Consider the following 23,724-nt stretch of genomic DNA (forward strand, 5'->3'; position numbering starts at 1 on the left):
TCCTAAAATTCAAACAAAACCATAGAAGTCAGTAACCGCGATTTGAAGTTTTTACCCTATTCCGGTGACTAAAAATCTACACTGGTTTTTGGCACTGTTTACTATAAAACCTCCCACATGAAAAGAATTCATCTTCATTTTGTTTTAACAGTCCAAGTCAGTATTTTTTTCTTGGTGCCATTAAGCCTCTGGGGTTCAAGCATTACTCCTAACATTTCAAGCTTCAATCCTAACAGTTGTTATTCAATCTATTCTCCAAAAAAAGATTTAACAAAATTCAACTCTTATTTTACTGCCCCCAATTTTACTGGCCCAAATTTTACTACTTCAGATCAAATAACCAATTCCGCACTTGCTAATCAGATACGTCAGACTCTATTTTCAACAAAAAATTACATACAGCAAATAGAGAAGCTCAACTCATCGCTCAAAGAATATGAAAAGTATTTATTTTTTATTCGCCCTTCATTTGGAACTTATAATGGAAAAAAATATTTTGATTTTTATCGAAATCCTGATTTTTTGAGTGATGTGGAATATAAAGTTTCCAATCACACTCACCTTTTTAAAAACCAGTTTGTTTATGGATATCATAAATCACACCATGACATGATGGAAAAGCAACTTGGCAGGATACTCGATATTGAGTTAACCCCCGCAGGTCAGATCAAATCCTTAACCTTCAGTTCTGAAAAACAACGCGATCATTTTAAAAAACATTTCTTAGGTGTTGAGTTTACAAAAAGAAGAAAAGATCGAATACTCAAAATCAATACTGAAATCTTTAACCAATTGAGAAATATCCCGGCTGCGAATGAAAAAGTTATTGAATTTGAAAAGTCTCGGGGTTGGCCTGCTGGTACAGCTGAAAAGCTAGGATTGGTCTATTATTCTCGTGAACTATTTGATATTAAGACTTGGGCTCGTGAAAAGTGGCTTCGTGAAAAAACTCCAATCAGTTACAATGATCTTGTGGACGCCGGTTGGCTCAACGTTGAATTTCGAAATGATGGTAGAGCCGTTTATCGCGAAAACTATGACGATTCAATTAAAATTCCTCTCTATGATTTAAATTCTTCAAGTCAAAGTCAAAAAAGTCAAATTGCCTCATGGCGAACTCGTAACCTCAAAAGTCGACCAAATTTGCCTAAGTATTTAAGCTGGCCTAAGGACCGATCTTTGATTGAAGTGGAGCCCCTCATTGAAGAGTTTTATAACTCCTGGCAATTAGAAAAAGCGAAGGGACAGAAATTAGTCATTACTGAAGGTGAATTTAAATGCGCCATCGGGCAAATGTACACGGGTATTCTCCATCTTGGATTACCTGGAATCTCACAATTTAATACCTCAATAAAAAATAAAATTCTGGCTGCAAGTCCTTCTGAGGTCATTGTTTTATTTGATCGTGACCCGAAAGGAAAGGCCCTCTTCCGAATAGATCTTGTTACTGATAGCGAGAGAGCCTCGTACCTTATTGCCAAAGAGCTTGAAGCAGCTGGAATCAAAGTTAAAGTGGCTTATCTTCCTGATGTTAACTCCGGAGGAAAAGTAGGAATAGATGATCTTATTTTAGAGAAAGGCGCAGATGCCTATTTAAAATCCCTTGACCAGGCGGTCTCGCCTGATGAATTTGCTCAGATTAAAAATATGGATACCACTCTAACGGAGTTAAGTTCTAGAAAAAATAAAATCAACAAAACCATTCAAACTTATGAGCAGGCTCTGGATTCCACTTTGGGCTTTTCCAATTTATCGGATCATGAGGTATTAAATGAATTAAAAAAACAATTAGCTCTTCTGGAAAAAACTCTTGAAAAATATATGAATTCTTCTTATCCAGGAAGAAAAGGAATTCTCCATATCAACCCTAAGTTTTCATTTATTTTACAGAAAAGACATTCAAACAATTCGGCTCTTGATAAAGTCCTTATTTTGGATAAGAAAATAATTGATCCAGAATTAAGCTCTATTGAATTTTCTAACTACTTAAAATCTATTTTTCCATCCGATGATTACACGTTTGTTGAGAACGTTTCTTCTGAAAATCAAAACTACCCTCTTTTAATTGTTAAAAAAGACAACTCAACAGCGGTGGCATTAGTAAAATTTTAAGTTAAAATTTCATTAGATTCAACAAGACGGTAGAGTAATTCAATTTTTTCATTGATATCATTTAACTCTAAAACCATTTGTTGAAAGTCATAGTCTTTAACAAGATACGCGGTAAAGGCCGAAACAATAGCTTCTGGTCCTTCTAAATTTCTAATAAACATTTCAGCTTGAGTTGGATTTCCAAAGTACTTGGTTATCCATGAAACGAGTATTTTATTAAGAACAGTAATTTTATTTTTTAAATTTGGATTTGGGATATTATTTTCTTCTATACCTGTAGCTTCACAGACATAATAAGGATTCTTCTTGTCAAGGACTTTGCCAATCTTCGCTTTCCCAACTCCATTTAAAAAAACCAACAAAAATCCATTTGCTCTCTCTTCAACTATTTGCACTTTTCCATATCCAACTACAGGGCTAATAAAATGGAGGTACTCACCTGGTGATGTGGGAACAATCAAGGATGGATCTTGAATATGACCTACAGCAATCATTTGGTTGTTCTTAATAGCATCTTTCACCATTTGAACATAACGTGGTTCGAAAATATTTAAGGGTTTCGTCGTTTTTGGAAAGAGGGTCACATTGACCAAAGGGAAAACAAGTAACTCCATTGTCTAAGTCTACCTTTCTTAAATATTTAGGCAAGAAGGAATATTTCTGGATGATGGTCGAGTGAATCTGGAAGTTGATTAAAAGATATATTTTTAAATGAAATCTTTATAAAATCAAAACATGTTCACGACCCTTATTCATGAAGATAGTTATTCTGGCAAAAAATTTTTAATTTGGACTGCTTTTTCCTTCCAAGCTGGTTGCATCAATGTGGGAGGCTTTTTAGCCTGCCATCGATTCGTCACACATACGACCGGTTTTGCCACTCTATTTGGAGCAGAAATGGCAGAAGGAAACGTTAAAAATGCCCTTGGCTACTTAGCCGTGCCATTTTTATTTTTATTAGGAGCCATGTTTTCAGCTTTTTTTACCGATAGAAGAAGCCTTCACCAACACAAACCAAATTATATCATTGTCTTCGCTGGAATGTGGATATGTTTTTTACTAGTATCCATTCTGGGGATTTCAAATTACTTTGGCGATTTCGGCAATGAATTAAATCTTTCAAGGGATTTTTTACTATTGGCTTTATTAAGCCTCGCCTCTGGAATTCAAAATGCGATGATTACTTCCGTATCAAAGGCGGTGGTGCGAACAACCCATTTGACTGGGCTAACGACAGATCTGGGCATTGGCTTAATCCGTATTTTTTCTTCTCCCCTTAACCAGCATCAACAGATGGAATTTTTAGCGACATTGATGCGATTGGGAATTATCGTCTCTTTTATTTTGGGAAGCTGGCTTGCCGCCAGTATTTTTAATAAACATCACTATCTTGGTTTTTTTATTCCCTTAATGATGACGAGCATTTTTCTCGGGATGAGTATTAATAATCGTTTTCAAAAAAATAGAGAAAATTAGGATGAACACATGTTTTTAACCATTTTTTTATTAACGCTATCTAATATTTTCATGACCTTTGCATGGTACGGTCATCTTAAAACCCTTAAAAATGGATTTTTTATACGCAGGTCTATGCCTTTGTGAGGCGGTGTATTTTATTTTTAGATCTTAGGGCCCTTAGAGGCTTCGAACCTTCATTGTTGCTTCCATAATGGTGTCAAACTCAGTTTGGAATTTCTTCAAAACCTTTTTAGCCAAAACTTCAGGCTCAATTTTAAGATCTTCGAGACAAAGAGTTTTAACTGGTGTTCCCTCATTGGTCACATTCACTGCAAAATGAATTTGTGTTGATAAGACGCTTTGTGAAGCAATGCTTATGGATAACTTTCTATCCAGGCTATAAATATCATCTCCATCTCGAAATAATTTATATTTGCTTTTCTTAACAGCTAACATTTCCATTATTTCATCTTTAACAATGGACGCGAATAGTCTTTGTAAAATGACGCCAGAAAAAAGATTCTGATGAAAAATTTCAACAATGAAGTGCAACATAAAACCACCACGAATAGGACTAACCGCAAGTACATCCTCAAGATCTTTCATGTTTGAAAAAGGAATTTCACATGGCCCAAGCCAGGCAAGCACGGAGTTACCTAAAATATTAAAATTTTCATACGCAAACAATGGCCTCAACTGAGACCCATCATATTTAATAATTTTATTTATCCATTTTGTTTTCATTTAGAAAATTCTTTCAGCTTAAATTCTAAAATAAGAATGTAGATCTAATTTATTTGCAATTAATGCCCGTTTGAATCGCTTACAAGACTCACACTCCCCACACCATTTCTCCGCAGTTAAGTAACAGGGCCATAATTCTTTAAATGGCAGTTGTAACTGCATCCCCATGCTTACAATTTCAGTTTTGTTTAAATTCACAGTAAAACAAAATGTTTCTACTTTGTTTTGGGTCGAAAAACTAAAACTATGATCTAAAGCCTTCATAAACTCTAGGGAATTATCAGGAAAAGTGGTGGCTTCTTCCAAATTAAAACCGGGTATTAAATATTTAACTCCCAGGGATTCAGCAAAACCTGCACCGATATTTAAGAAAATTCCATTTCTGTTTGGAACCCACACGGACTTAGCAGTTTGCAAGGAAGTATTGTGATCATCGATACTAACTTCAGACTTTGGAATAGCCAAAGAATTATCAATCAATGAAGACTTTCCAAAGAGCTTCATCCATTGAAGGTCAATAACTTGATGTTTAATTCCCAAATTTTGTGTCAACTTCTGCGAAGCTTGAATCTCTTTCTCAAAAGCCCTCTGCCCGTAATTAAAGGTCAATGCCAGTTCCACCTTCGTTTGTTGAGCAGCTAAATATAAATTAACCGAAGAATCTAATCCCCCGGAAAGGATCACCACTGTTTTATCTGATTTTTTAATATCAGGTTTGTTAATTTTTAAAAGACTCATGTCTGCAAACATCCTCAATAAGTAATTGTATTTTGTTCTGGTTTCTAAACTTATCTCTTTTAATTTTAACAACCACGTCCAAATTATCAAGGCCTTCCGTGATCAGTCTTCTTTGAAAGGAATTAGGATTAAACAGAAGAAAATCATTTTTTTCATTATGACTGGAATCAATGGCCACGAGCTTAAAATGTTTATTTTTTAAAAGAGTGAGTTGAATAAAGGAGACATTTTTAATTAAAAACCGAGGTTCTTCAAAGCCCACTCCAAATGGCTCCATAAACTCAAGCCAAAGATAATTTTTAAAATGCAAGTCCTTCCAGTTGATCTCGGCATCAAATTTTAGTTGATGCTCTGGATGCGGCTTTTCAATAACAATGTCTAACTGATTGTCTAACTGATTCTTCAAGAAATAATGAGTTGCGAGTTTATGAATCCGACTCGCTTCGTCCAAATGAAACTCAAATCCTATGGCACAAGAATGACCTCCGCCATCACAGGTTTCAGATTTAATACTAGAAATAAATTCCACCAGACTCCCAGGGGAATCCTCTGGTTTTCGTCCCGAAGAAATCACCGTTCCTGTTTCTGGATTCACGCTTCCAATAAGGCAAGCGACACCCAATTCCGTCATGAAGTGATTAGCAATAAGTCCTGTGACTCCTGGATGAATTTTATCAGAAAAAAAATAAAGAAAATGATCTCTCTTGATACTCTCTTCTAAATTATTTTCCAAAATATGCTGTTCTACGATATTCACACCCTTATCCTGAAAGGCTCTTCGCTTGGTATTCAAGTCAAGCAACTCTTCGACATAGGCATTTGCCTGTATTTCATTTTCAAGAAAAAGTAATTCCATGGGTTGCTTGTCTTTTTCAAGTCTGCCGAGGGCGTTTATTTTGGGGGCTAACTTTATCCCAATATCCTCAACATCCAATTTCTTGCCCTTTAAATCCAATTTGGATAAAAGAGCCGTGAGTCCCTTATTTTCTACTTTTTTAAAAGATTCAAAGGCAAACTTTAATAACAATCTATTGTCCTTTATCAACGGGACCATATCAGTGATGGTAGCGATGGCGTAATAAGGCAGAAGTTCTTTGATATCAAAGGATGTAGAATACCCTAGATCTAGCATTTTTTTTCTTAAGGCACGAATAAGATATAACGCCACTCCCGCACCACAAAGATAATTCAATCCAGATTTGTCGCCTTCTTGATTGGGATTCACAATACAAAATGCCGATGGCAACCGATCCTGTGGCAAATGATGATCGGTCACAATCACATCCACGCCTAAGTCCTTAGCCTTATCGCAAGCCTCATTAGCTGTGATTCCGACATCCACAGTAAGAATCAAATGACAGCCTCTTGATTTTATTTCCTCCACATAATGGGAGTGAAGGCCATAGCCATCACGATGACGTAAGGGCTGAAAGGGAATAATGAATTTAAATCCTAATTTTTCTAACCCTTCTTTGAGTAAAATAAGCCCAAAGGTACCGTCTAAATCATAGTCCCCATAAATCGCAATTTTTTCTTGACTGTCCAAAGCGAGAAGCAATCTCTGAACTGCCTTATCCATATTTAAGACTAAAAAAGGATCACTTAATGTCGAAATTTTAGGATAAAGAAACTCCTTTATTTCTTGAGAGGATTTGAAACCTCTGGCGATCAGGAATTTTAATAAAAAATCAGGAATCTTTAAAGATTCCTGACTTAAAAGAGGATTTACTTCCATTGTTGTTATGGCCACTAAGCCTTTGCCAGATACTTTAATTTTTCAAAAACAATAATAAATGGAGCCGCCACATAAATTGAAGAATAGGTTCCAAAGAAAATACCAATACAAAGCGCAAAAGCGATATCACCCACCGTGCCGCCAGCAAAAGCGTACAAACTTAAAGCTGAAATGAAAACAGTGCCTGAGGTGATTATGGTTCTGCTCAACATATCATTTATGGCCTTGTTAATAAGAAATGAAATGGGTTTATTTTTATAAGCTTCTTCTGTTTCACGAATTCTATCAAATACCACAATGGTATCATTTAAAGAAAATCCGATTAGAGTCAGAATAGCTGCCAGAATGGGCACATTGACTTCCTTACCAACTAAAACAAATATTCCCAGAGTAATGACGGCATCATGAAACAAACAAATGACCGCACCCGGAGCGTACTTATAATCAAAGCGTAGAGAAATATAAATTAATATCACTAGTAAACAATAAAACACAGAAAGAAAACCGTTCTTTTTTAGCTCCGCTCCCACCTGTGGCCCAACGGAATCAACTCTTCGGATATCTGGCTTTTGCGCACCAAACTCGACCTCGATCATGGTCTTTACTTTAGCAATCGACTGGTTCAGAATATCATTTGTTTCTTTATCCGTAGCTCCAATTTTTCCCTGAAAGCGAATGACAAACTCATTGGTATCACCAAAACTCTGAATTCCAATATCACCAATACCTAATTTTTCTGAGCTGTTTCTTAAACTATCAATGGATACTGGATTTACAAACTTCACTTGAATTTCTGTTCCGCCTCGGAAATCAATTCCATAATTTATTCCACGAATGGCTAAATAAATTAATGAAACAATAACCAAGACCAATGAAATTCCTCCGAAGAGACCAATATTTTTAACAAAATCAAAGCGACCAAAATCATCTTCTTTAACTTTTACATTATTTGTTGTTTTCATTTTTTTCCTACGTCCTTAATTGGGTTTAACAGGCAAACCGATGGATATTTGTTTATAGTTCCACTTAAAAATCAAAGTATCTACAATGAGTTTTGAGACAAACACATTTGCAAAAAGTGTTGTTACAATTCCAATAAGTAAAGTCACTGCAAATCCTTTTACGGGTCCCGTTCCAAAATAAAGCAGGATTCCTCCGGTAGCAGCAACTGTCACATTCGAATCTAGAATGGCTGACATGGCTCGATGATACCCTTCTTTAATGGCCAACTTCCAACTTGCCCCCTTCAAAAGCTCTTCTTTAATCCGTTCTTGAATAAGAACATTCGCATCGACGGCAAATCCCACAGTTAACGCAATCCCTGCTATACCAGGTAAGGTGAGGGTAGCTCCCAAGGCAGTTAGTAATCCAAATACAGAGAGAATATTCACGGCCATGGACACTGTCGCCACAACACCCATTCCACGATAATAAAAAAGCATGAAGAGAATGACCAGAAGACTTCCTACAAAGGCTCCCAATTCGGCCTTCCTAATAGAATCTCCTCCCAGACTGGGCCCAACTCTTCTTTCTTCTAGCTGTTCTAAACTTGCTGGTAAGGACCCAGCTCGTAATGCGGTGGAAATCATTTTTGCTTCAGCTAAGGATTCATCTCGATTCCTTACGGAACCCAAAGTGATCCTCGCATGCCCATCTCCAATCTTGGTTTGTATATTTGGTGCCGATTTAACGACTTTATCTAAAACAATGGCCATTTGTTGACCTACGTTAGCCCCAGTAATATCCGCAAACTTAGCCGCACCCACCGGGTTAAACACCAAGGTCACTTCAGGCTCACCAAATTGTCCAAAGGCAATGGAAGCATCTTCCAAACTAGAACCACCTAAGTCCGTGTCAGATTTCAACAGGTAAGGTCGAGCTCCAGCATTTATATTTGTAGCATTTTCGGTTTTACCAAAATAGACCACTGTTTTTTCTGGGATCTTTCCCTTAAGGTCTAAATTAATTTTATTTGTATATTCGGAATACTTCATTGTCTGAATCGAATAATTTCCTGCTTTTTCAGCTTCCTGAATCCACTTTTGTAAATCAGCAGGACTGACATCTCGATTGACAATCATAAAATCCAATTTAGCCGTTGTGTTGATAAGTTTTTTGGCATTTTCCGCATCGGTCATGCCTGGCAATTGCACCAGGATTCTATCCAAACCCTGCTGAGAAATACTGGGTTCGGCAACTCCAAATTCATCAATCCTATTACGGATAGTTTCGATGGACTGAGCTATCACTTTGGACTTTGTTTCTGCCAATTGATTTTCAAGATATCTTAAAACCAAAATTCTATCTGTTTTTGCAAATTCTTGAAGTAAAACCCCGTGTTTTTCCATAATTTGCTTTGATGCTTTGTCTACATCCAAAGCCGTTGGCAATTCAAATGTGATTTCACCTTTTTCACCATTGGTTATTTTAAAATCAGTGATCGCAACAGGCTCTTTACTCGTGCTTAATTCTTTTTTGATTGAATTTGCTAGACGGGTTGCCGTTTCCGTCATCACCCCATTAACATCCACACCCATAACCAAGTGCAGACCACCTTGAATATCTAATCCGTAATTTAATTTTTTTTGAGCTGGCCACCAAGAAATTTTACCCGTATTAAATACATTGGGTGTTAACAAAATAACGGCTGTGAAAACTCCTAAAAGAGTGGCCGTTAAACGCCATCGATAATTTTCCATACAACTTCCTTATGAATAACTTTTAATGAAATAAAACCCAAATCCTTTCATCAGAACAAGAAAGGATTTAGCTTCGAAATGTAATTTGAATATCCAAGTACTTAAAAGTCAAAAAGAAAATTAGTTTTTGCTGCTTTCTTTTTGCGCAGACTGAATTGCTAGTTGGGCACTTCCTGCTATTTGAGATCTTAACATTTTAATTCTGACACTGTCAGCTATTTCTAAGGTCACAAATTGATCGGTTAATCCTTCAATTTTTCCTAATATTCCAGAATGAGTGATCACCTCATCGCCTCTTTTTAATGAAGAGACAAAGGTCTGTTGTTGTTTTTGTTTTTTCATTTGGGGACGCAATAGCATGAAGTACAAAATCACAAACATGACAATAAACGGAAACACAGCTTCGAGCATTGAAGGCTGTTGTCCAGCCGCAGGAGCTGGCGTCGTCGCCGTCTGAGCCAACACAAAGTTTGAAAACAAAATAAATTTCAACATAAAAACTCCTTATAACAAAAGTGATAATCTACAACTTATAACTAGATAAAAACCAGATTTTAAAAAAACTGAATATCAGGTTATTAAGGGCCCGTCTAGAACTTAGTCAAAGCTCCTTAATGACTTGGAGCAAGAATTATTTAATAAAACGCTGCCGGCAATTAAAATAAAATTCTTCCCAAGTTCCCTCTTCAATGGCGGCTCGAGCTCGCTCCATGAGTTTCATATAAAAATAAATATTGTGAATGGTGTTCAAGCGAGACCCCAAGATTTCCCCACTCATAAATAAATGCCTCAAATAGGATTTCGTATAGTTTTTACAAGTATAGCAATCACATTCAGGATCCAAAGGAGAAGGGTCCTCTTTGTATTCATTTCTTTTGATAGAAACCTTTCCTTGCCAGGTATACAAAGTTCCATTCCTAGCCACTCGGGTTGGCATCACGCAATCAAACATATCGATACCGGAATCAATGGCAATAAGTAAATCCAAAGGTGTGCCGACGCCCATTAAATAGCGAGGTTTATCTGCAGGCATTTGTGGAGCCACATGGGGAAGCAACTCATGCATTAGGTGTATCGGCTCACCCACGCTAAAGCCACCCAAAGCATAACCGGGAAGATCTACAGAGGTGATTTGTTCTAGTGATTTCAGACGGTGTTTTAGATCAAGCCCTCCTTGAACAATACCAAAAAGCTGAGATTCTTTTCGTGTCATTGCGGCTTTCGATCTTAATAACCAGCGATAGGTTAAATCCATGGATTTTTGAATTTGGTCTTCCGTTGCGGGATACTGTAAGCATTCATCGAAGGCCATAATAATATCTGAACCTAAATCCATTTGAATTTCCATGCTCTTTTCTGGAGAAATAAAGCACTTTGCCCCATCCAAATGGGATCTGAACTCGACCCCTTCTTCTGTCAAGGTACGAAGTCCACTCAGAGAAAAAACCTGAAAACCTCCAGAATCAGTCAAAATCGGTTTTTTCCAATTCATAAAGGAATGCAAGCCTCCCATTTTTTTTATAAGCTTCTCTCCTGGTCGCAAGTGCAAGTGATAGGTATTTCCCAAAATAATTTGAGTCCCACACTCTAGCAATTCCTCATTGGTCATGGCCTTCACCGTCGCCTTTGTCCCTACCGCCATAAATACGGGAGTTTCTATGGATCCATGGGGCGTTTGCAAACGTCCACGGCGCGCTTGATGATGAGTTTTCAAAACTTTAAACTGATTATTTTGTCCAGACACTTAAATCTCCATAACTAAAAAGTCTCATTTTTTTTTCAATAGCCAGAGCATAGACCCTTTTCACATTCTCCAAACCCGCAAAGGCCGCTACCAAGGATAACAGCGTGCTTTCAGGCTGATGAAAGTTCGTTAATAACCTATCTACAACTTTAAAATCAAAACCTGGCTGAATTAATAAGTCTGTTAAACCCACAAAAGCCGGTCCTGTTTTATTTGAAGATCCTCGTTCCAGATCGACTTTTTTAAAATAACCTAGGGCCTGACTCTCCAAAGATCTCGTCACCGTTGTCCCCAGCGACCAGATGGTATGCCCCTGCCTCTTTGCTAATTGAATTTTAGACCACACTTCTAAAGGAATTTCTACATATTCTGAATGCATCGGGTGCTGATCTAAATCATCAACCGTCACCGGCATAAAGGTACCGAGCCCTACATGTAAGGTCATCTTCAGAATTTGCACCCCCTTGGATTCTAATTTTTCAAGATCCGAGGTCTTAAAATGAAGGCTTGCTGTCGGCGCGGCCAAACTCCCTGGTTTTTCAGCCCAAGAAGTCTGATAGTCCTTATTGTCGGCAAGAAAATTATGCCGTTGAAGCCTTGCCTTCTGAATATATGGAGGTAAAGGCAACTCTCCATACTGATTGAAATAACTCTCATCAATCCCTTGACTGAGCTTCAAAAGCTGAGGCCGTCCTTTTCTTACAAGCTCTGCCTGTATACCCCGAGGAAGAGCTAAGCGCGCCCCTAAGGATTGTTTTTTCGAAGGAAACAAGACCTCCCAATGAATAGCTTCCTTATCCGTCGGATTAAGAAATAAAATTTCATCCTCTTCTTCAGAAAAAAGTCTTCTGCGAAGAACCTGAGTGTCGTTGATAACTAGAACATCGCCTTGTTGAAATTGATCTAGCAAGCCTTGCCAAGAAAGCTCTTCTATTTTTTGTAAAGTGGCCTGTGAGGCAGTTTGAGATAAGGCGTGTGGGGCGGCAGGTGAAGCAGTCTGTTGGTTAGCTTGTTTGTTAGATTGAAATGACAGCACTCGCGGAGGGTACTCTGGCTCTTTACCGATAAGCTCTTCGGGATATGAAAAAACCAAATCACTCCGTTTCATTCAGGAATCCGTGCAAAAGAAATTTTATTCATAGCCAGGGGCACTCCAGAGTTCTGCAAGGTGCTCATGATGTCTTGAATGACCTCATCACCGATAGAGTATTTACGAGAAAAGTCTTCTATCGAATAAAAAACTTTAACTGTCAGCCAGGACTCCGTTGTCTCAATAATCAGTACCCTTGGAGCTGGGTCTTTCACCACATCTGGATTTTTTAACATTGATTCCAAAAGCAAAGCTTTAATCTTGCGAATGTCTGCGGAAAAATCAATTCGAAAAGTATGAGAATGTCTAACTTGTTTCACATTATTTGAATAAATTAAAATCTGACTCTGAGCCATGATTTTGTTTGGAATCATGATCCACTCATTTGAAAAAGTATTGATAAAGGTGGCTCGCCAAGTAATTTCTTGAACTTGCCCTGTCCATTTATTACCTGCATTTTGAATTTCAACCCAATCCCCAATGGTAAAGGGATTCCCAATTTGCAAGGCCACTCCTGAAAATAAATTTCCTAAGGTATCCTGCAAGGCCAAGCCCAGAACAATCGAGAAAACGGCTGATGTTGCGAGCATGGCTGTTAAATTTATAGAAAAAACTTCAGACATTAAATAAATAAAAACAATGAGTGAAAATATAAATGTAAATAAATTTGCCAACAACCTAGGGATACCAACACTTTTATTTTTAAAAAATAAATACAGATAGGCCAAGATCTGGGCCACTTTAACAAAGGTCACCGCCGACAAGCTGATGGTTAGATATAAAAAAACCGTGTAAATCCTTTGTATCCATCCACTTTGACCCATCTCTAGGCTGAGATAAAATCTATTGGCCAAAGAAAATAGGAAACTCACAAGCAAGAGATAAAAAGTAGACCGGAATCGAGCTTGAAGATTCTTGTGTCTCTTTTCAGTAATTTGAGTTAAATGAAACTTGTAAAACCCTAATCCAAAAAATAAAACTATAGTTAAAATAATGTAGTACTCTAAATGAATAAAGGCTTGAATTTTATCGCTAGCTGAAGGAAAGGACGTCATCACTTTTTCCTTGATGAAAAACATTTAGATTCATTCGGTTGGCAAATTCCTTAATCGCCAGGCTGACTCGGTAGCCAGCATTTAATATGAATCTTTGTTAATGTAAATAGGAGAGTTTGATTTGTCGAGAGGCGCACTGAATAAAAAAAAGCGGAAGGCTTTAAACCTTCCGCAGGAGATTATACCCACCAGGGGAACCACCAAACCCTGATGGAGTAAATTCTCCAAAACAAATTTAAATTTCCACTTTCCACCTTCCACCTTAGGAAGACTAAACCATCCTAGTTTAGAAGTCTCTTCCTTAGGGTGGAATAAGAACCCAGGCACCTCATCCTTGATATGCCTTTCATAAGCTAAGACTGACGAACCGAGTTCCACGGTTAAAAAAAACTCATCTTTTAAATTTTTGAGAGTGTTGACAGTCTAGGAACTCCTCTATATTAATTATATTAATGTAATCGATAACAATAAACTCATTAAGAATTCCAAAAATTCATTAATTAACTAAAGGAGATCCCTATGAAAGCATTATTTTTAAACACCCTACTTGGAATGATAGCTCTCAGTTTTATGAGCGCTTGTTCCTCCACTCCAAAAACAACAGCCGCAGCTGAAACGAAGGCAACAACCCCTGCTCCCGAAGTAACTGCAAAAACAGAAACTAAAGCTCCAGAAAAGATGGCGGCCCCCACAGCCAGCGCTCCTTCCAAAAAATCAAGCAAATCTAAAGCAAAAGTAGCCAAGGCTTCAGCTGCACCAACCGCTCCAGCCACTCCTTCTGAAAAAACAACAGCAGGTAGCGAAGGCCAAGGAAAAGTAACATGCAAATCAGGTTCTGAAGTGCGAACTCTTGAAGTGAAAGCTGGAGGACAAAAGGCTTGTGAAGTTTTGTACACTAAGTCTGGAGAATCAAAGTCCATCGCAAGTGCCATCTCTGATACTGCTTTTTGCAATAACGTGACTCAAAAAGTTTCTAAAAATTTGCAAGCTGCCGGCTATAAATGTGAGTAACTAAATTGCAATTAATTAAAATTAGCTAAAGGGTGCCATTTTCAAGAATCCCGAATTGAATTTAGTAAATTAATCTTGCAATCACAATAAAATGTAAAATAGCTGCCACGATGGTTAAAATATGAAAGATCTCGTGGTAGCCAAAAATCAAAGGCCAAGGATTTGGCCTTTTTAGAGCATAGACAAGAGCTCCTATCGAGTAAATTACCCCGCCAATAACTATCAGGGAAACACTTAAATTTCCAAGCGCCACTTTCAATTCTGAAATATAAGGAGCTGCCAACCATCCCATTGCCAAATACAAAATGGCCGACAAGTATTTTGGGGCTTTGATCCAAAAAAGTGTTTGCATGACACCTAGAAAAGCCGCCCCCCAAATCAAGACTAAAAGAGTCTTACCCCCAGTTTCTGAAATGGCCAATAAACAAAGGGGAGTCCCCGTACCTGCAATCATTATAAAAATAGCCGCATGGTCCAAACGCCTCATCCATTGACGGTTCTGTGGGCTCCATTGCCGCCGATGATATAGAGAACTGACTCCAAAAAGAGTCACCACTCCGAAAGAATAAATAAATACAGAAATAAGAGAATTAAAATTTTTTGCCAGGGATAGCAACATACCACAAGCACCCAGGCTGAAAAAAAAAGCCGCTTGGTGAAAAAAACCCCTCAACTTAGGCTTAACCAAAGAGAAATCATTTTTTTCCGTAGAAGAAAAAGATAGCTGAATTGAGGACATTTATAACTTACCTTGCTTTTTAGATCCTACTTTTCAAATCCTAAGGTTTTTTATCTTCTACTTTTTTGTCTTCGGTTTTCTTCACTTCTGGAGCTTGATTCATTTTGCAACCGTCTTTATCTGCATCCATCATTTTACATCCACCCTCTTTACATTTACTTGCGCAACAGCCTCTTTTATGAGCACATGATGACAAACCTAAACTTAAAGCCACAAAACCTACTAAAGCCAAATTTTTTAAAAATAATGTTTTCAAATAAACTCCTCTTTTTTAATTTTAAAAAAGCACCAGACTTCTTTTGTGTATTTTATATCCTGAGGTTTTTAAATCAAGGATTAGTTTCATATTCTTTTTGGCTTAAAAGAATAACGCCTTCTGTTTTTAAAATGAACAATCGTTCTTTTATCTTATCCTTTGGAATCTTGTAAGCTGGACTTAAGTCTTCAATGATCTGGACTCTGTACCCTAACTCTCTGGCATCCAAAGCTGTTTGCGTGATTCCCAAATCCAAAGCTAGTCCGGCAAGGACAATTTCATTTACTTGTTTATACTGCAAGTAATCATGAAGTTGGGTTTTTTCAAGCCTGCTCTTATCAAAAAAGGCCGAAGAGGAATCAAACATCGGGTTCATACCTTTTCTGACCACAAAATGAATACATTGAATCTCTAAGGCGGGATGAAAGCTCGCTCCCGGAGTGTTCTGCACGCAGTGGTCAGGCCACAACACTTGCCTTTGACTGTGCAATTCTATTTTTTCTTCTAACTTTTTACCCGGATTATTCGAAGCAAAAGAATGGTGATGAGGTAAATGATAGTCTTGGCTTAAAACATTAAGATCATTTTTTTTTCCACTATAACTAAGAAGTTGATTTATCCTATCCATATAGTTAGCGGGCTTTGGAACATTCATCGTTCCATTTTGAAAAAAATCATTTTGCAAATCATGAAGCAACAAACATCTCACCAAATCATTATGAGTTAACTCTTTTCACTGAGCAAAAATTTTTAATTAGGATATGTTTTTTCTAGACCTCTGATCTCTTCCTCAAACTGAGATGTCAAAATGGGATAGCGACACCAAGTCTTAGGATCCAAAGACTCGTCGTCCAGATGAAAAGCAGGAGCATATCTTTCTCTCTTCCATTGATTCCTAGACCATAACTTCAAAAATTTAATTACAAAGAGCGACAATTCTCTTGGCTGAAAATGGGGGAACTCCGAATGCAAACATTCGACAATATCTTGAGGGCTTTTTCTGTCTCGAATAAACTCCTTTTCAATTCTATCAAGAATAGGATAGGGCATCAGATCTTTTTCATCTTCTTGCGCATAACTAGATGGCCTAAGCTCTGCTGTCGGCGGCATCTTGAAAACGTCTTTAAGACTAGAAATAGGCCCCACACCACGAGGACCACTTACGGCACACCATCTTACCCATTGATTTAAGAAATCTTTGGAAACTCCTGCGATGGGGCTCAGCCCTCCAGAAGTGTCTCCATCCATGGTCGCATACCCAACAGCGGCTTCTGATCGATTGCTAGTTGATAGCAATAAGGAATTTTTAAGATTTGCAAGTAACCATATCCCTGGCGAACGACTTCTGGCTTGAATGTTTTGCAAAGAAAGGTCATCGGTCTCCCAAGTTAATTTTCTCTGCAAAACATCTTCGACTGTCTGAATATAAGCTTTTAAAATGGGATCAATATCCCATTCATAAAATGAAATATTTAACTCTTGAGCTAACCCTTTCGCCGCCAGGTTAGTGCCTTGCGATGACTGGGCGGTAGCTTGGTAAGCCACATGGATAAAACTTTTAATCCAATCCTTATTTTTTAGTAAGTTTGGAGTTTCTTTAATATAAGCCAATTTTATTGCTAATTTTTCATCGCCTAAATTTTTCTGAGCTTCTAACAACGAGTAAGTCGCTAGAAGAGTGACAACGGATGAATCCACCCCACCACTCAGTGAAATAACGAACCCATGGGATCTACTTTTCCTTAAATAATCAAATAAACCCAAAGTGACTGCATGGAAAAATTCTTCATATTTTAAATCCTTGTTTTGAGGATAAGTAGATTCCAAAAACGACGCCTGGGGTTTTAAAAAATTCCATTGAAAATCAACTTCAATCTGATCAATTTCTGATTGACCAAATTCTGGTTTATGGTGAGCACTTTGTTGCCTTTTTATTTTATTTCCATCGATATCTACGACACAGTCATTGATTTCAAAGTCTGCGAAAGAAAATCTTTGATTTTCTAAAAGAATTTTCCCATCTGTGGCGACTAAACAAGCCCCATCAAAAATAATTCTTCCCGATTCGTTTCCCAAAAGATTTGACAAAATATAGGCCACACCAAAGGCCCTTGACCCTTCAGCAACGAAACGTTTTCTGATTTCTTGCTTTCCGAAGGAAAAATGAGAGGCGCTTGGATTCAAAATAACGTCCACTCCTTTTTGCGAAAGTGTCGCACCTACTCTTTTGGCAACCCAGGCTTCCTCACAAATTTCTAATCCAAATTTAATTCCTCCGATATTAAAGTAAAAATCACCAATTGGAATTTCTAATTTTTTTTTATTTACAGGATTCTGAATTTCTATCGTTTCGCGAACGCCTGAATCCCAGGCCTTAAACCATCTGTTTTCATAATAAACACCGTCCCCCGCTAATATTTTCTTAGGAACAAAAGCGATGAGCTCCTTGTCAACTATCAGCGCTATCACGTTAAAAAGTGATCCTTTAAATAAAAGTGGCAGACCAAGGGCGACAACTTGATTCGCAGTAAAAGGCAATAAATTAAACAACAGACGTAACGAATTTTCAACGACAAAGGGCGAATAAAAAGCATCTTCGCAGCCATAACCTGAAAGGCATAACTCTGGGAAACAAAGGACCTGAACTTTTTTTTCTTCAGATTCCTTTAATGCTGAAAAAATTCTCTCTTCATTCCCCTTCCAATCCAATGGGGTTTGATTGATGGCCACAGCAGCTATTTTAATATTTCTCATGAATATTTCCTCATCTTACAGGAGTTACGCTTAGGACTCAACTTAAGACCATTTCGGATTTTAAAAAGCATAACCTATTTTAACCTGAGGAAAAGTCTCACTTACTTTTCTTTTATTCTCAATAAAGTCTTGCCCATCAAAGTATTTCTTATAATCGACAGCTCTGTATACCCACTGAAATCCCCAAAACACTCCCAAATTTCCTAAACTTAAAAAACATAAACTAACTTGATATCCAGAACCTTCTTTCCATTTTTGGGAAGCGCTGGAATTAGGACTGTATTCCATTTGACTTAATGCGGTTCCTTCTAAGACCCAAGATCCAAATAAATATCCCAATGAGGGCCCGTAACCAGTTACTTTTTCAATTTGAGTCCCACTATCTGTTGAATCACTAATCGAATTCACACCTAAAATAAATCTCGAACTAGTGAGATAACTTATATTAAGACTTAAAAATGACTGCGTCGAATCTGTTACCGTGTCATCACTATGAATGATATTTTTATTGTAATAAAATCCATTTAAGCTGGTGAGAATGGCACCAGCTTGAGAAGACAAACTAGAGTTCACTAAAAAAGCGATCAAAATAAGAGAAATTGATTTTCTAGATCTCAAATTAAGTTCTTTATTTTTTTTCATTAGCTCTCATTACATCAAAATATATCAAAGGCGTCATTATTTTTTTTTTGACTTCAGACAGTTGTTTGTGATTCATCATAATGAGAGGACCTATGAAGCATCTATTCTTTTTCTCTTGCTTAATCTATTTCTTGGACACACTGGCCTTTGAATCTTTTTCTGGTTATATTATAAATCAAAACCAACAAAAATTTATTAAAACAACTTCTGGAGAGTTTAGTCTTTTAGCAGAAGACAGCATCCTTAAAGCTCAAATTTTAAAATTAAATACTAACGATTTTATTTCAGCGGTTGGAACTAAAAAATCACCTAATTGCTTTGTTATTGAAAGTATAGATTATATAGGCCTAAATAGATTCCTTGGGTTGTGGATGTCCTCATTGGGTCTTTTACAGGTTAATGATTTTAGCCATTTGCATATTTACAATTCTCAAGGAAACCCTCCCAGCAAATCCTCTGCCTCAAATCTCAACTACTCTATCACTCCTGGCCAAGGTGATAGTTGGGTTTTATTTTTATCTGATGACAGTCAAATTTATTATTCAGATCTCTACATGGCAGAAAACAAAGCCCTCATTCGATTCTACAGCACAACCACTGGCGCTTTTATCAACGAAGTGACCATGAACAAATTGGTTCCATGAATTCTGGAAAAAATCTTGCTAACTTTAAAGAAAAAATTCAACCCACATCTACTGATTTGTTTTTTTCTAAAAAAGACCCCTTAGATCCAAGGCTGGGTGATTTGTTTAAACCCTTCATCGTTTCTGACAACTATCCTAACCATTCTTTGGTCGTACTTGGATATCAAGATGATCGAGGAATTAAAAACAATGGAGGAAGAGCTGGAGCTCATCTGGGCCCTTCTGGCATTCGTAATTTATTTTATCGATTAACTTCTAATTCTTGCGAAAAAAATGTTTTTATAGATTTAGGAAATTGGGAAACCTCATTTCTACCTTCATTAGAAGAAACCCAAAATGGTCTAAAAAAAGAAATCGAGCACCTTCACGATCAAAAGAATTTTATTATCAGCCTTGGTGGAGGACACGACTATGGATATCCAGATGCCCATGGATTTATCTCTTCTTGTTTAAAAAAAAATCCATCGGTAAAACCATTAATTCTAAATTTTGATGCTCATTTGGATGTCAGATCTGACAACTCTGGAATTAACTCAGGAACTCCCTTCTATAAAATCTTAAAAGAATTTTCTCAAAAAATTGATTTTTATGAAGTGGGGATTCAAGAGCATTGCAATTCAAGTTATCATGCCCATTTTGTTAAAAATCATCTAGGAAAAGTGATCAGCATTGAAGACATTCATACTCACTCTCTTTCTTATTTTTTAAATCTGATATTTAAATCCCATGGGGATCAACCTCTTTTTGTGAGCTTAGATATTGACGTCTTAAGCTCTCAAGAAGCACCTGGCTGTTCGCAATCTTGGCCTATCGGATTACAAGTCCGAGATTTATTGTCAGGTCTTTCTATTTTGAGCCACTTTAAAAATTGGCAACATCTGGGCATTTACGAAGTATCTCCCCCCTTAGACCTTAATTCTAACACCCAAAGAGCCGCTGCCCTTTTTATGAATCAATATTTTAAATATTTTAAGGAGAACCATTATGAGTCTTGTTAGAGGTTTTGGAAGCGACAATCATGCCGAAGTTCATCCTGATATCTTCAATTCAATGCTCCAGGCAAATCAGGGCCATGCGCACAGTTATGGATTCGATGAAAATACCGAAGCTGTTGAAAAGAAAATAAAAGACTTATTTGGTCTATCCCATTCAAATAATCTGGCCTCTACATCTTCTTATTTTGTTTATAATGGAACTGCCGCTAATATTTTGGCACTCAAGGCTTGCCTTGAGTCCTTCAACTCTGTCATTTGTAGTGATATTGCCCATATCAATGTCGACGAATGCGGGGGACCTGAGGTCTATGGAGGATTTAAATTAATTCCGGTGAAATCAAAAAATGGAAAAATTTCTTTAGAAGATATCAAAGCTCAGTTTGTTCGTAAAGGTGACCAACATTTCTCACAAGTCAAAGTGATCAGCTTAACCCAACCAACAGAACTTGGTACCTGTTACAGCTTAAAAGAAATAAAAGAAATTTGTGATTGGGCCCACCAGAATAAGCTCTACGTTCATGTTGATGGAGCTCGATTTGCAAATGCCTGTGTTTACCTAAAGAGTAGTTTTTCTGAAATGACCACTCATTTAGGAGTTGATGTTATTTCCTTTGGGGGAACAAAAAATGGGCTCTTGGCTGGTGAAATTGTGATTTTTATAAATCCCCATTTAGGAAATAACTTTAAATACTTTCGAAAACAATTTGGACAACTTCCTTCTAAATCCAGATTTATTGCAGCTCAATTTCAAGCTTATTTTGATAATAACCTATGGCATCAGATTGCAAGCCACTCTTTAAAAATGGCCAAATACTTAGAGGAAAAATTATCAAACTTTTCAGAAATTAAAATCATTTATCCTGTGGAATCAAACTCAGTATTTGTTTTATTTCCTAAGATCCATATAAAAGAACTAAAAAATTCAAAGTTTTTTTATATCTGGGACGAACTCACTTTCTCAGCAAGACTCATGCTTTCATGGGATTCCAAACCCTCTGATGTCGATGAATTTATCGAGAAAATGAATTCTCTTGGAATAAAATAGTTTTATTAATTAATAAAATCTGAGTATTGTTTTATTCCATCCGTGTAAAAAGTGCTTATTTTTACTCTTGACGTATTAGTAATTTTATTTAGTTCAGAATTTTTTGATTTATCAACACTTAAAATTAAAGTGTTATTATTTAAATTTAAATAGGTATCACTGAGCAAATTATTAACAAAATATTGAAAAATCTTCTTTTGTTCCTAAAAACTATTTTCAATTTGTACTGCAAAAAATACATGAACAGACCTGCCTTTTCGAATCGAAATTAACTATCTAAAGGCAATGAATATTTTTGAAGTTTTATGGTTAGTTTTCTCTGTTACCGTGCAGTGTTCTAGGGTGAACTGAGGCGTTTACTTTGGACAAAGATGTCTCTCAATGACATAAATAATTGTTGACTTTCGTGTCTAAATAGGAGAAGCTGTTCGTCGACAGGTGGAGATTTTTGGAAGATGAAAGTAAAGTTCGACGGTGAAATTTATCAAGTTGTTTTTACAGATCACGCCAGGGAAAGAATGACATTACGGCTTGTTTCAGAGGATCTTGTTTATTTTGTTTTGACAAAGGGTCAGAAAATCCGGAAAGAAAAACCTAATCAATTCTGGATTTTTAAAAGTATCCCCAAAAGACAAGACAACTTTATTTGCCTTTCTGTCTCTCTTGAAAACCCATTTTTAATTGTCATAACAACTCTTGTAAACTGGAGGCCTTTGTGAAAATTTCATATGATAAAAGCTCAGATGCTTTATCCATAGTTTTTAAGAAGGAACGTATTTCGAAAGATATTCAATTATCACCGAATGTTTTTGCTGGACTTACCCGCTCTGGCGATTTAGTTGAAATTCAAATTTTAGAGGTCTCACGCACAGAGTCCCCTTGGTTTACGTTGGAGGCTGCTGCGAAATACCTTGGAAAATCAGAACGAACCCTTTTGCGCTGGATTAAGTCTGGACAACTCAAATCTAAGAAAATTGGCAAAGAGTATCGAATTTTACCAGAGGACTTAGATAAACTTGCCTCTTAATTCTAAAACTAAAAGGGTTAAATAAACAATGAATGAGTTGTCACTTTATCCTATGAATTCACTAGATGAATATCTTAACTTTTTTAAGGAAGTTAACTTTTAAAGATTACCGTGGCTTATTTTAAAGTTGAAAAATATGAAACTCATAAATTCCTGTGCCGTCTAAATGATGGGCCTGTTTTTCTTTTTCTTTATTTTGAGTCCAATGAGCCAAGTTTAGACTTTTTGGTTTTCTCATAAAGGAGCGGATCACGACCTGAGATCCTGCAGCCGTTTCAGGATGCAGTTTTTGGAGGATCTCGCAAGCTTCAGATTCAGGAAGATAGGAAATTGTATCTGACAAAGAAATAAAATCATATGGGTTTCGTGGTAATAATTCTAACAAATTTCCTACATGATATTTTACTTGAGTGCTCGATGCTTTCACTTGCTGAATGATGCGCGAATGAGCCTCCAAAGGAAGTCCTTCTTGATAACGGATTTCTCCTAAAAAAAGAATTTGCATAAAATAATTTTTTCTTACTAATTGAGTTCGAAAAACTCTTTCAAATTCTTCCATGATAAATTGATGAGGAGGGCGGTTCTCTGTACGATGATCTTGGGTACCACTAAAGTGTCCCTTATATAAGTATTTGTTAAATACATATTCACTGGCAAGGACCCTCATAAATGATTTCCAACGTAGATGAGGCCACTTGGCTTCATATATCTGAATTTGTTCACTAAGACTTTGTGCCTTGAAAATCTCTGAAAAGTCACACTTCAGATAATCTCTAAATATTTTTCCAAGTTTTTGAAAGTGAGACTCCCAACGACCTAAAAGAATAAACCCTTTACTTAACCAAGCTTCTTTTCTTTCACTCCAAAAACTCTTAGCGCTTTGGCTGATTTTAATCTTTAAAAATAAACTCCATCGGTCATCACCGGCTTGATTACCAGCCTGCAGGCCTCCACGGTATCCCATAAAATACAGCCATTCATCCTCTGACAACTGCTTCATGGCCTCAATTCTCAACTCACATAAATAAATTTGCTCTTGGCTCATATCAATAATATCAAGTACCTCAGGATTTTGCGCGATGAGGGGTAGGCATCTAGCACCCGATCCAGCGATGCTAAAAACTCTGCTAACTTTTTGAGGAAGGAGCGCATGCTCGATAAAAGTATCCTCATTGGCCAAGGTGTAATTTAAACTTGAAAAATATTCTGCGGACATAAGTTTTTTCTCCTAATGCT

The 23,724-nt window shown here is 37.0% G+C and carries 23 protein-coding genes and 1 pseudogene; 8 read left to right on the plus strand and 16 right to left on the minus strand.

Translation table 11 applies throughout. The features are described from left to right. Positions 1–117 precede the first annotated feature (117 nt). On the plus strand, positions 118–2,112 hold the full coding sequence (locus J0M15_06185) for a DUF3854 domain-containing protein (protein MBN8536623.1): 1,995 nt from the start codon (positions 118–120) through the stop codon (positions 2,110–2,112). Here the strand turns inward: J0M15_06185 and J0M15_06190 are convergent. Beyond that, positions 2,109–2,726 (minus strand): LON peptidase substrate-binding domain-containing protein, encoded by a 618-nt coding sequence (locus J0M15_06190; protein ID MBN8536624.1) that lies wholly within the window; start codon positions 2,724–2,726, stop codon positions 2,109–2,111. The two genes, J0M15_06185 and J0M15_06190, sit on opposite strands and share 4 nt — an antisense overlap. 121 nt (positions 2,727–2,847) lie before the next feature. Between J0M15_06190 and J0M15_06195 the strand changes: the two genes are divergently transcribed. Continuing rightward, positions 2,848–3,588 carry a DUF1275 domain-containing protein gene (locus J0M15_06195; GenBank protein ID MBN8536625.1) on the plus strand — a complete coding sequence of 247 codons (741 nt, stop codon included), beginning with the start codon at positions 2,848–2,850 and terminating at the stop codon, positions 3,586–3,588. A 9-nt stretch (positions 3,589–3,597) separates the two neighbouring features. Beyond that, a pseudogene (locus J0M15_06200) lies at positions 3,598–3,742 on the plus strand (DMT family protein). A gap of 5 nt (positions 3,743–3,747) precedes the next feature. Here the strand turns inward: J0M15_06200 and J0M15_06205 are convergent. The 9 genes from J0M15_06205 to J0M15_06245 form a co-directional block, all read right to left on the minus strand. Beyond that, on the minus strand, positions 3,748–4,314 hold the full coding sequence (locus J0M15_06205) for a DUF366 family protein (GenBank protein MBN8536626.1): 567 nt from the start codon (positions 4,312–4,314) through the stop codon (positions 3,748–3,750). Between the two features lie 18 nt (positions 4,315–4,332). Continuing rightward, complete coding sequence (gene queC / locus J0M15_06210) at positions 4,333–5,022, minus strand: 7-cyano-7-deazaguanine synthase QueC (protein MBN8536627.1); 690 nt, start codon at positions 5,020–5,022, stop codon at positions 4,333–4,335. Positions 5,023–5,032: 10 nt separating this feature from the next. After that, entirely contained in the window at positions 5,033–6,802 is a 1,770-nt protein-coding gene (gene recJ / locus J0M15_06215; GenBank protein ID MBN8536628.1) for a single-stranded-DNA-specific exonuclease RecJ, read from the minus strand. Further along, the gene (secF, locus tag J0M15_06220; GenBank protein MBN8536629.1) at positions 6,802–7,749 is read right to left on the minus strand and encodes a protein translocase subunit SecF; all 948 of its coding nucleotides are present in this window, start codon (positions 7,747–7,749) and stop codon (positions 6,802–6,804) included. The genes recJ and secF overlap by 1 nt, the downstream gene beginning before the upstream one ends. Positions 7,750–7,764: 15 nt before the next feature. Next, positions 7,765–9,486, minus strand: coding sequence for a protein translocase subunit SecD (gene secD, locus J0M15_06225; GenBank protein MBN8536630.1), 1,722 nt, complete (start codon positions 9,484–9,486; stop codon positions 7,765–7,767). A gap of 120 nt (positions 9,487–9,606) precedes the next feature. Further along, positions 9,607–9,981: a preprotein translocase subunit YajC gene (gene yajC, locus J0M15_06230; protein MBN8536631.1), complete on the minus strand. Its 375-nt coding sequence runs from the start codon at positions 9,979–9,981 to the stop codon at positions 9,607–9,609. Between the two features lie 136 nt (positions 9,982–10,117). After that, positions 10,118–11,230 carry a tRNA guanosine(34) transglycosylase Tgt gene (gene tgt, locus J0M15_06235; protein MBN8536632.1) on the minus strand — a complete coding sequence of 371 codons (1,113 nt, stop codon included), beginning with the start codon at positions 11,228–11,230 and terminating at the stop codon, positions 10,118–10,120. Continuing rightward, positions 11,214–12,338: a tRNA preQ1(34) S-adenosylmethionine ribosyltransferase-isomerase QueA gene (gene queA, locus J0M15_06240; protein ID MBN8536633.1), complete on the minus strand. Its 1,125-nt coding sequence runs from the start codon at positions 12,336–12,338 to the stop codon at positions 11,214–11,216. The genes tgt and queA overlap by 17 nt, the downstream gene beginning before the upstream one ends. Next, positions 12,335–13,399: a mechanosensitive ion channel gene (locus J0M15_06245; protein MBN8536634.1), complete on the minus strand. Its 1,065-nt coding sequence runs from the start codon at positions 13,397–13,399 to the stop codon at positions 12,335–12,337. The genes queA and J0M15_06245 overlap by 4 nt, the downstream gene beginning before the upstream one ends. 495 nt (positions 13,400–13,894) lie before the next feature. Here J0M15_06245 and J0M15_06250 point away from each other — a divergent pair, with 495 nt between their 5' ends. Beyond that, positions 13,895–14,386 carry a hypothetical protein gene (locus J0M15_06250; protein MBN8536635.1) on the plus strand — a complete coding sequence of 164 codons (492 nt, stop codon included), beginning with the start codon at positions 13,895–13,897 and terminating at the stop codon, positions 14,384–14,386. 61 nt (positions 14,387–14,447) lie between these two features. On the opposite strand, the gene J0M15_06255 is transcribed toward J0M15_06250, so the two are convergent. The 5 genes from J0M15_06255 to J0M15_06275 all read right to left on the minus strand — a co-directional run bounded on the left by J0M15_06255 (position 14,448) and on the right by J0M15_06275 (position 18,777). Then, positions 14,448–15,125: a hemolysin III family protein gene (locus J0M15_06255; GenBank protein MBN8536636.1), complete on the minus strand. Its 678-nt coding sequence runs from the start codon at positions 15,123–15,125 to the stop codon at positions 14,448–14,450. A gap of 40 nt (positions 15,126–15,165) precedes the next feature. Next, positions 15,166–15,381, minus strand: coding sequence for a hypothetical protein (locus J0M15_06260; GenBank protein MBN8536637.1), 216 nt, complete (start codon positions 15,379–15,381; stop codon positions 15,166–15,168). A 73-nt stretch (positions 15,382–15,454) separates the two neighbouring features. Beyond that, entirely contained in the window at positions 15,455–16,081 is a 627-nt protein-coding gene (locus tag J0M15_06265) for an isochorismatase family protein (GenBank protein ID MBN8536638.1), read from the minus strand. A 50-nt stretch (positions 16,082–16,131) separates the two neighbouring features. Further along, complete coding sequence (nadE, locus tag J0M15_06270; protein MBN8536639.1) at positions 16,132–18,135, minus strand: NAD(+) synthase; 2,004 nt, start codon at positions 18,133–18,135, stop codon at positions 16,132–16,134. A gap of 60 nt (positions 18,136–18,195) precedes the next feature. Then, positions 18,196–18,777, minus strand: coding sequence for a hypothetical protein (locus tag J0M15_06275; GenBank protein MBN8536640.1), 582 nt, complete (start codon positions 18,775–18,777; stop codon positions 18,196–18,198). Between the two features lie 92 nt (positions 18,778–18,869). On the opposite strand from J0M15_06275, the gene J0M15_06280 reads away from it, so the two are divergent. The 4 genes from J0M15_06280 (at position 18,870) to J0M15_06295 (ending at position 22,488) form a co-directional block, all read left to right on the plus strand. Beyond that, positions 18,870–19,421 carry a hypothetical protein gene (locus J0M15_06280; protein ID MBN8536641.1) on the plus strand — a complete coding sequence of 184 codons (552 nt, stop codon included), beginning with the start codon at positions 18,870–18,872 and terminating at the stop codon, positions 19,419–19,421. Next, positions 19,418–20,419 carry a formimidoylglutamase gene (locus tag J0M15_06285; protein ID MBN8536642.1) on the plus strand — a complete coding sequence of 334 codons (1,002 nt, stop codon included), beginning with the start codon at positions 19,418–19,420 and terminating at the stop codon, positions 20,417–20,419. The genes J0M15_06280 and J0M15_06285 overlap by 4 nt, the downstream gene beginning before the upstream one ends. After that, a complete protein-coding gene (locus tag J0M15_06290; protein ID MBN8536643.1) occupies positions 20,406–21,461 on the plus strand; it encodes a low specificity L-threonine aldolase in 1,056 nt (351 codons plus the stop codon). Before J0M15_06285 ends, J0M15_06290 begins: the two co-directional genes overlap by 14 nt. Positions 21,462–22,176: 715 nt before the next feature. Further along, positions 22,177–22,488 (plus strand): helix-turn-helix domain-containing protein, encoded by a 312-nt coding sequence (locus J0M15_06295; GenBank protein MBN8536644.1) that lies wholly within the window; start codon positions 22,177–22,179, stop codon positions 22,486–22,488. Between the two features lie 121 nt (positions 22,489–22,609). On the opposite strand, the gene J0M15_06300 is transcribed toward J0M15_06295, so the two are convergent. Next, positions 22,610–23,704, minus strand: coding sequence for a DUF3419 family protein (locus J0M15_06300; protein MBN8536645.1), 1,095 nt, complete (start codon positions 23,702–23,704; stop codon positions 22,610–22,612). Between the last annotated feature and the right edge of the window lie 20 nt (positions 23,705–23,724).

The organism is Deltaproteobacteria bacterium, assembly GCA_017302835.1.
Taxonomy (GTDB): Bacteria; Bdellovibrionota; Bdellovibrionia; order Bdellovibrionales; family Bdellovibrionaceae; genus UBA2316.

Excerpts from the sequence above, each read along its gene's own strand:
- J0M15_06290 (MBN8536643.1), top strand. The coding sequence starts at position 20,406 with ATGAGTCTTGTTAGAGGTTTTGGAAGCGACAATCATGCCGAAGTTCAT.
- J0M15_06250 (MBN8536635.1), top strand. The coding sequence starts at position 13,895 with ATGAAAGCATTATTTTTAAACACCCTACTTGGAATGATAGCTCTCAGT.
- J0M15_06275 (MBN8536640.1), bottom strand. The coding sequence starts at position 18,777 with ATGAAAAAAAATAAAGAACTTAATTTGAGATCTAGAAAATCAATTTCT.
- J0M15_06205 (MBN8536626.1), bottom strand. The coding sequence starts at position 4,314 with ATGAAAACAAAATGGATAAATAAAATTATTAAATATGATGGGTCTCAG.
- J0M15_06280 (MBN8536641.1), top strand. The coding sequence starts at position 18,870 with ATGAAGCATCTATTCTTTTTCTCTTGCTTAATCTATTTCTTGGACACA.
- secD (MBN8536630.1), bottom strand. The coding sequence starts at position 9,486 with ATGGAAAATTATCGATGGCGTTTAACGGCCACTCTTTTAGGAGTTTTC.
- yajC (MBN8536631.1), bottom strand. The coding sequence starts at position 9,981 with ATGTTGAAATTTATTTTGTTTTCAAACTTTGTGTTGGCTCAGACGGCG.
- J0M15_06300 (MBN8536645.1), bottom strand. The coding sequence starts at position 23,704 with ATGTCCGCAGAATATTTTTCAAGTTTAAATTACACCTTGGCCAATGAG.
- queA (MBN8536633.1), bottom strand. The coding sequence starts at position 12,338 with ATGAAACGGAGTGATTTGGTTTTTTCATATCCCGAAGAGCTTATCGGT.
- J0M15_06285 (MBN8536642.1), top strand. The coding sequence starts at position 19,418 with ATGAATTCTGGAAAAAATCTTGCTAACTTTAAAGAAAAAATTCAACCC.
- nadE (MBN8536639.1), bottom strand. The coding sequence starts at position 18,135 with ATGAGAAATATTAAAATAGCTGCTGTGGCCATCAATCAAACCCCATTG.
- J0M15_06255 (MBN8536636.1), bottom strand. The coding sequence starts at position 15,125 with ATGTCCTCAATTCAGCTATCTTTTTCTTCTACGGAAAAAAATGATTTC.
- J0M15_06245 (MBN8536634.1), bottom strand. The coding sequence starts at position 13,399 with ATGTTTTTCATCAAGGAAAAAGTGATGACGTCCTTTCCTTCAGCTAGC.
- J0M15_06190 (MBN8536624.1), bottom strand. The coding sequence starts at position 2,726 with ATGGAGTTACTTGTTTTCCCTTTGGTCAATGTGACCCTCTTTCCAAAA.
- J0M15_06185 (MBN8536623.1), top strand. The coding sequence starts at position 118 with ATGAAAAGAATTCATCTTCATTTTGTTTTAACAGTCCAAGTCAGTATT.
- secF (MBN8536629.1), bottom strand. The coding sequence starts at position 7,749 with ATGAAAACAACAAATAATGTAAAAGTTAAAGAAGATGATTTTGGTCGC.
- J0M15_06195 (MBN8536625.1), top strand. The coding sequence starts at position 2,848 with ATGTTCACGACCCTTATTCATGAAGATAGTTATTCTGGCAAAAAATTT.